7 protein-coding genes are annotated in these 6,515 nt (G+C 71.1%); 2 read left to right on the top strand and 5 right to left on the bottom strand.

The features are described 5' to 3' along the window. A partial coding sequence (locus tag OO62_RS41065) for a DUF6243 family protein (RefSeq protein ID WP_248782308.1) occupies positions 1–116 on the top strand: 116 nt, incomplete at its 5' end. A gap of 404 nt (positions 117–520) precedes the next feature. Next, positions 521–1,354 carry a PIG-L family deacetylase gene (locus OO62_RS32845; RefSeq protein WP_033271335.1) on the top strand — a complete coding sequence of 278 codons (834 nt, stop codon included), beginning with the start codon at positions 521–523 and terminating at the stop codon, positions 1,352–1,354. A 194-nt stretch (positions 1,355–1,548) separates the two neighbouring features. Here OO62_RS32845 and OO62_RS32840 read toward each other — a convergent pair whose 3' ends face one another. From OO62_RS32840 to OO62_RS32820, 5 genes are all read right to left on the bottom strand, one after another. Continuing rightward, positions 1,549–2,757 carry a cytochrome P450 gene (locus OO62_RS32840; protein WP_033271342.1) on the bottom strand — a complete coding sequence of 403 codons (1,209 nt, stop codon included), beginning with the start codon at positions 2,755–2,757 and terminating at the stop codon, positions 1,549–1,551. A gap of 48 nt (positions 2,758–2,805) precedes the next feature. Beyond that, positions 2,806–4,179: an NAD(P)/FAD-dependent oxidoreductase gene (locus OO62_RS32835; RefSeq protein WP_033271334.1), complete on the bottom strand. Its 1,374-nt coding sequence runs from the start codon at positions 4,177–4,179 to the stop codon at positions 2,806–2,808. Then, on the bottom strand, positions 4,169–4,378 hold the full coding sequence (locus OO62_RS32830) for a ferredoxin (RefSeq protein ID WP_033271341.1): 210 nt from the start codon (positions 4,376–4,378) through the stop codon (positions 4,169–4,171). Before OO62_RS32830 ends, OO62_RS32835 begins: the two co-directional genes overlap by 11 nt. Positions 4,379–4,509: 131 nt before the next feature. After that, positions 4,510–6,150: a M48 family metallopeptidase gene (locus tag OO62_RS32825; protein ID WP_033271333.1), complete on the bottom strand. Its 1,641-nt coding sequence runs from the start codon at positions 6,148–6,150 to the stop codon at positions 4,510–4,512. Further along, complete coding sequence (locus OO62_RS32820; protein WP_033271332.1) at positions 6,147–6,398, bottom strand: hypothetical protein; 252 nt, start codon at positions 6,396–6,398, stop codon at positions 6,147–6,149. The genes OO62_RS32825 and OO62_RS32820 overlap by 4 nt, the downstream gene beginning before the upstream one ends. Between the last annotated feature and the right edge of the window lie 117 nt (positions 6,399–6,515).

Genomic DNA, 6,515 nt, shown 5'->3' with positions numbered 1-6,515 from the left:
ACCTCGACCGCCAGGGTGCCGCCGACCAGAAGGCGGAGCTGGTGCGCAAGATGCGCGAGAAGGCAGGCGCAGCTGAGGGCGCCGGGCAGACGGGCGACGACACCGCACAGAGCTGACGCACCGCCGCCGCAGGGCGGCACCGCACGAGGCAGGGCCCGGACCGCGACACGCGGTCCGGGCCCTGCTGCCGTACCGGGCGCGGCCGGTCCCACTAGCTCTCGGCCGACCACCCGGGGCAGCCGCAGATTCAGCAGTCAGCAACCCACCACACGTAAGGCGCCTCCACAGGACGGCAGTCGCGCCTGCACCTCGTTCGCGTTGAATCCCGAAGCCTGGAAAGCCACCGCGCGCCGGGAACAGCCAGGCCGGTCGGCACGGTTGCATCGACCGAGGGACCGGAGCCGCAAGGCGGGGAACACGGAGACCACAAGGTCGTCCGTCCCACCAGGATCCGGTCCCGGGATCGCGGTACACCCGCCGCGCCCTCGGACAAGACGCTTTTCTGCAGGAGGACTGTTTCATGACTGACCGGCCCTTGACGCTCATGGCAGTACACGCCCACCCCGACGACGAGGCCACCGGAACCGGAGGGGTCCTCGCGCGGTACGCGGCCGAGGGCATCCGCACGGTTCTCGTGACGTGTACCGACGGCGGTTGCGGTGACGGACCAGGGGGTGCCAAGCCGGGCGACCCCGGGCACGATCCGGCGACCGTCGCTTTGATGCGCCGTCAAGAACTTGAGGCGAGTTGTGACGTCCTGAAGGTCAGCGATCTGGAGATGCTGGACTATGCCGACTCCGGGATGATCGGCTGGCCGAGCAACGACGCCCCCGGATCCTTCTGGCAGACCCCCGTGGAGGAAGGCGCCGCCCGACTCGCAGAACTCATGCGGCACTACCGACCCGATGTGGTCGTCACCTACGACGAGAACGGCTTCTACGGCCACCCCGACCACATCCAGGCCCACCGCATCACGATGGCGGCGCTGGAGATGACCGCGCTGACACCGAAGGTGTACTGGACGACGATGCCCCGCTCGATGATGCAGCGGTTCGGGGAGACCATGCGCGAGTTTCAGGAGGACGTGCCGGAGCCGGATCCTGCCGAGGCCGCCGCGATAGCCGAAATCGGCCTCCCCGACGATGAGATCACCACGTGGGTGGACACCACCGCATTCAGCGGTCAGAAATTCGATGCCCTGGCCGCGCACGCCAGTCAGGGCGAGAACATCTTCTTCCTCAAGATGGGCAAGGAGAGGTTCGGCGAGTTGATGGGCATGGAGACCTTCGTACGTGTCCAGGACGCCACCGGCACGGCCGTACCGGAGAACGATCTCTTCGCCGGACTGCGCTGATCCGACCGTCCGACCGAGGCCCGGAAAAGCTCATCGGCCGCCCGGCGCGATCGAGCGGACACACCCGGAGGCTTGTCCACGCGGGCTCCGCTCCGGCAGCCCGCGTGCAGCCACTCGCCGGCGGCGTCGACGCGTGCCGGCGCCCGCGGGGTTGGCCCCGGGTGTCCAGGCAGGTTCACAGGCCGACGGCCTGCTCAGTGCGGGACGGGTACCTTCAGGTCGACCGGCAGGTGGCGGGGGCCGCGGAGCATGGCGTTCTGCCGGTACGGGGGCGGGTCCTGGCCCAGGCGGGCGGTGCCGAGGTACGGGACCAGCGCGCGCAGTGCGGACTCGGCCTCGATGCGGGCCAGGGGACCGCCGTAGCAGAGATGGATGCCACTGCCGAAGCCGAAGTGCTCGTTGTCCGGGCGGGTGGGGTCGAACCGGTCGGGCTCGTGGAACCGCATCGGGTCACGGTTACCGGAAGCCAACACCAGTACCACGGGCGTGCCCTGCGCGATCGTGGTGCCGGTGACCTCGATGTCGTCGAGGGGGATGCGCTCCCGCATGTGGACCGGCGGTTCGTAGCGCAGCAGTTCCTCCACCACCCGCGGCATCAGGTCGGGCTCGCGCCGCAGCCGGTCCAGGTGCTCGGGGTGGCGCAGCAGGGTGAGCGCCCCGTTGGTGATGAGGTTGACCGTGGTCTCGTGGCCCGCGATGAGCAACAGCACGGCGGTTCCCGCGAGTTCCTCCTGGGTGAGCCGCAGGGCGGGGTCCGGCTCGTTGACGAAGTCGGACAGCATGTCGCCGGTCGGGTGGCCACGGCGCTGTTCGGCGAGGTCGACCAGGTACCCGCCCATCTCGATCCGTGCCTGGTCGCCCGCCCGGGCCGGGTCGGTGGAGTCGTCTTCCGGCCGCACGTCGGCGGATGCGACGAGGGTGTTGGACCATTCCCGGAAGCGCGGCTCGTCCTCGCGCGGCACGCCGAGCAACCGGCAGATGACGGTGACGGGCAGCGGGTAGGCGAAGTCGTCGACGATGTCGACCTGGCGCCCCGCCTGGAAGGAACCCATCAACTCCTTGGTGATCTCGTCGATCTCGCCGCGCATGGCCTCGACCCGGCCCGGGCTGTGCGGCGGGCCGAACGGTCGCATGGCCAGGGTGCGCAGCCGGTGGTGCTCGGGATCGTCGAGCCGTAGGAAGGGCGGCTTGTGGGTCATCTCGCTCTCGCCGCGGGAGCGGGGGTCGGCACTCATGCGCGGGTCGTGGAGCAGGGCGGCGATCTCGTGATACGTGCCGACCAGATAGCTGCCGTCGGTCTGCCGCACCGCCGGACCGGCGCTGCGGAGTTCCGCGTACAGCGGGTAGGGATCGGGACGGCTGGCGTAGTCGGTGATCCGTGCCAGCAGGGTCTGGGAGTCCAGGGTGCCGGAGTCCATGGTGGCGCTCCTCGGGGTGGGGCGGGGCGTGGCTCAGCGCGAGGGCTGCACCACGGTCAGTCGGCGATCGGGCAGGTATCCGGTGAGCGCCACGGTGGGCCCGTGGGAGAGCACCTTCGGGTCCGGCACGTCGGAAGGGATCGGGATCTCGGCGGCGAGCGCACGGTCCGCCGCCCCGGGCGGGGGCGGGAACGGAGCGGCCGTCTCGATCAGGTGCCGGTAGTAGTCGAGCGACTTGGCCATGTCGACGGTGACCGCGGCGGTGATCCGCCCCTGGTAGCCGTAGGCCATCACCAGCCGGCGCGCCTCCAGGGAGCCCTGGGCGATGACCACGTGGTCGGAGAAGGTGGGCACGCCCACCGACTTGATGTTGAATCCGAACTGGGTCGACCAGAACGTCGGGATGGCGAGGTGCGGGCGCCGCAGCGGACCCGGGTTGACCATGTTGTGGGCCGCCACGTCGGCCTGGGCGACGGCGTTGCCCCAGTGCTCCAGGGACAGCATCTGGTAGCCGAACAGCGGGTGGGGGAAGCGGGACACGTCGCCGGCCACGAAGACGTCGTCGGTGACGATCCCGTACATGGTGAAGGCCCGGCAGCCGGCGTCGCAGGCGATCCCGCGCGGGCCCGCGGCCAGCCCGCACTCCGCGAGCCACTCCACGTTCCGCACGGCGCCCAGCGCCACGACGCACACATCCGCGTCGACGCGGCTCCCGTCGGACAGCTCCGCACCGGTGAACCGGCCGTTCCCGTCCCCGCGCAGGGTGGTCACCGTGACCCCGCACCGCAGGTCAACGCCGTGATTGCGCTGCATGACGGCGGCCAGCTTCGACAGGGTGCCGCCGAGCGCGCCCACCAGGGGCGCGGGGCCGCGTTCGGCGACCGTGACCTCCAGCCCGCGCTCGCGGCAGGCCGAGGCGATCTCCGAGCCGGTGAAGCCGCCACCGATCACCAGCACCCGCTGCGGCCCGGCCGCCAGCCGCTCGGTCAGGCTCCCGGCTTCATCCCTGGTACGCAGCGTGAACACCCCGTCCAGGGCGGCCTCCTCCGGGTTCGGCCAGGGCCGCGCCCGGGTCCCGGTGGCGATCAGCACCCGGTCGAACGGGAGTGCCTCGCCGTTCTCCAGCTGCACCCGCTTCGCGAGGGGGTCCAGTCCGGTGGCACGCACTCCCAGCCGCCAGTCGGCTTCCGGGTCGCACCGCATCGGCAGTCCGGTGGTGTGCGCCGCTGCCTGGCCGAGGAGTACCTGTTTGGACAGTGGCGGCCGGTCGTAGGGCGGATGGGGCTCGTCCCCGACCACGGTCAGTGAGCCGGTGAAGCCCTCCGTACGCAGCGCCTCCGCGGCCCGCAATCCGGCCAGCGACGCGCCGACGATGACGATGCGCCCGTCCTTGAGGTCACCGGGCACCGGTGCTCACCTCCTCGCCGAGGAGAATCGCCTGTACCGGGCAGGCCGCAGCGGCCCGGCGCACCCGTTCGACCTGGTCGTCGGGGACGGCCGTGGCGTACAGCAGCCCCTCTTCCCCGTGCAGCTGGAACACGTCCGGCGCGAGGAACACGCACTGCGCGTAGCCCTGGCAGCGCGTGAGATCCACAACGGTCTGCATGCTCACCACTTCCTCCGTCGCCCGAACCCCCTCGTGTCCAGCATGGGACGAGTCCGGGGCGCCCGCACGGGCTCACTGGGCGGCCCGCGGGGCGGCGGTGCCGTCGAGGTGGCACGGAGGAGTTCCGCTCCTCATCGCGAGATCCTGTCGGTGACCGGTGCGGCGAAACGGGCGGCCAGCGGGACGGCCAGAGCGATGAGCATGACCGCCACCAGCACCGGGCCGGGTGCGATGAACCCGGTCACCGCCTCGGCAACAGCCCGGTCCGGGTTCGTCACACACCGGTAGCCCTTCATCGAGCACGCGGTCAGGACGCCCTGAAGGGTCACTCCCCACACCCAGACACCGGCCATCAGCCACCCTCCGAGCAGGCACGCCGGCACCACGGCCAACTTCAGGAACCGGGGCATGCGTTGCGCCTCGGGGTCGCCCCGGTACCACTGCGCCCCGACGACCGTGAGCCAGCCGCACAGCAGCACGGCCGCGACGACCACCACGGCGAGGAACGAAGGTTCCAGCGGCATACCGGAGAGACCGTAGCCGGACACCCGCGTGTAGAGGGCGAGCCAACCGCCCGCCACCACCCCCACCGCCACGATCAGGCCGGTGAGCGCAGACCGGCCGAGCCGGGCCGGACCTGCCGCGTACCACTGGTGACGCCACAGCGTGAACCCCACGAACAGCGTCAGAGCCACCCCGACGAGCAGCCCGCACAGAATCATCGTGAGGGCCCCGTGCTCGGGTCCGTAGAACCGCAGCAGCATGTCCTGGAGCGTCGGCAGCAGCACACCGGCGACGGTCGCACCGAGGAACACCCGCCCCGGCGAGGAGGCCAGCATCCGGCCCGGGGTCCTGGCCACGCCCAGCCGTTCGTCGCCCAGGGGGTGGTGGCGCAGCCAGGACCGCAGCCGTGCCGCGCCCGTTCCGTCCGCCCGGCCGCTGTTCGCACCGAGGGCGGCGAGCAGTCCGTCGCGGTCGGTCCTGCCGGCGTGCAGGTCGGCATGGTGTTCGCGGACCCGCAGGTAGGCGCGGGAGATCAACTCGCCGAGCAGAGTGAGCAGGAGGGCCCGGAGCAGGGTGACCACCAGCGCGCCCGGCGTGGAGTTGAGGTTGAGCACGTCCAGGGTGATGGCGAAGACGATGAAGGCCCCGGCGACCAGGTTGGAGCGGCGGAACACCGTCAGCACGTGGTACGTCTGCAGGTCCCTGCCGCGCAGATGCGCCAGCTCGTGCCGGACCACCGTGTCGAAGATCCGCCGTCCGTGGTCGCCCTTCCCGCGCAGCACCAGCAGTTCCGGGCCGAGCATCAGCAGGGGCCGGTGTTGCTGACCGGTGACGTACGCTGCCGACGCCAGCCGCGGGTCCAGCATCACCACCGGTTTCCGGCTCAGTCGGGCCTCCCGGATGAGGTTCCCCACCGCCTCTGCGGCCCCGTGGAACGGTGTCTCGGCCAGCGGCGTGGCACGCCGGCGCCGGCGCCGGCCGGTGCTCGCCCCGATCGCGAGCCCGGGCGTGAGCAGCATCAGAAGGTAGTTCACCGTGCCGCTGACCATCGCGCCGGCATCCCTGGGACAGTCCAGCGCCGAGCCCGTGCACAGCTCCGTCACGGGCGCCTGCAACGTGGCCATCCACAGGGCGAAGAACAGGTCCTGGGCCAGGACCGAGACCACCAGCAGGAGCAGCATCAGCGACAGATCGGAGGGGAACGCTTCGATGTCGAGGGAGCCGGAAGGGCCCGACGGGCGCGGAGGGCGCGAGGCAGCGGGCTTCACTGCGTCGGCTCCTCATCCCCGCCGGGTCTCAGCAGCGCCAGTTCGCCGGCCACGGCATCGGCGAGCACCAAGGCCGGCAGCTCCTCGGGCGCGACCCGGGCCACCACTCGCCGGGCGTACTCGTCGCGCGAGAAACGGACGAGGGAGGGGCCGGCGTCGACGGTGGTCGTGGATTCGATGCCGGTCGTGGTCCCGGTCTCGGTGTCGGTCCGTAAGTCCGGTCTGTGCCCGGAGTCCTGCGGCACCACGTTGCCCCCTCGTCGTTCATCCCTGCGTGGCGACCAAATGCCTCCAGTATGGCGGCAGTTGACGGAACGTGGAGGCGTGGAGCGGACGCATAACCGGACTCGGCCGGCAGGCCGGTC

It is taken from the genome of Streptomyces lydicus (genome assembly GCF_000717345.1).
Taxonomy (GTDB): domain Bacteria; phylum Actinomycetota; class Actinomycetes; order Streptomycetales; family Streptomycetaceae; genus Streptomyces; species Streptomyces lydicus.
This window is presented reverse-complemented; position numbering and strand designations above follow the sequence as displayed.

What these genes read in the sequence shown, in the direction of transcription:
- OO62_RS32845 (WP_033271335.1), top strand. Translation starts at nt 521, where the DNA reads ATGACTGACCGGCCCTTGACGCTCATGGCAGTACACGCCCACCCCGAC.
- OO62_RS32830 (WP_033271341.1), bottom strand. Translation starts at nt 4,378, where the DNA reads ATGCAGACCGTTGTGGATCTCACGCGCTGCCAGGGCTACGCGCAGTGC.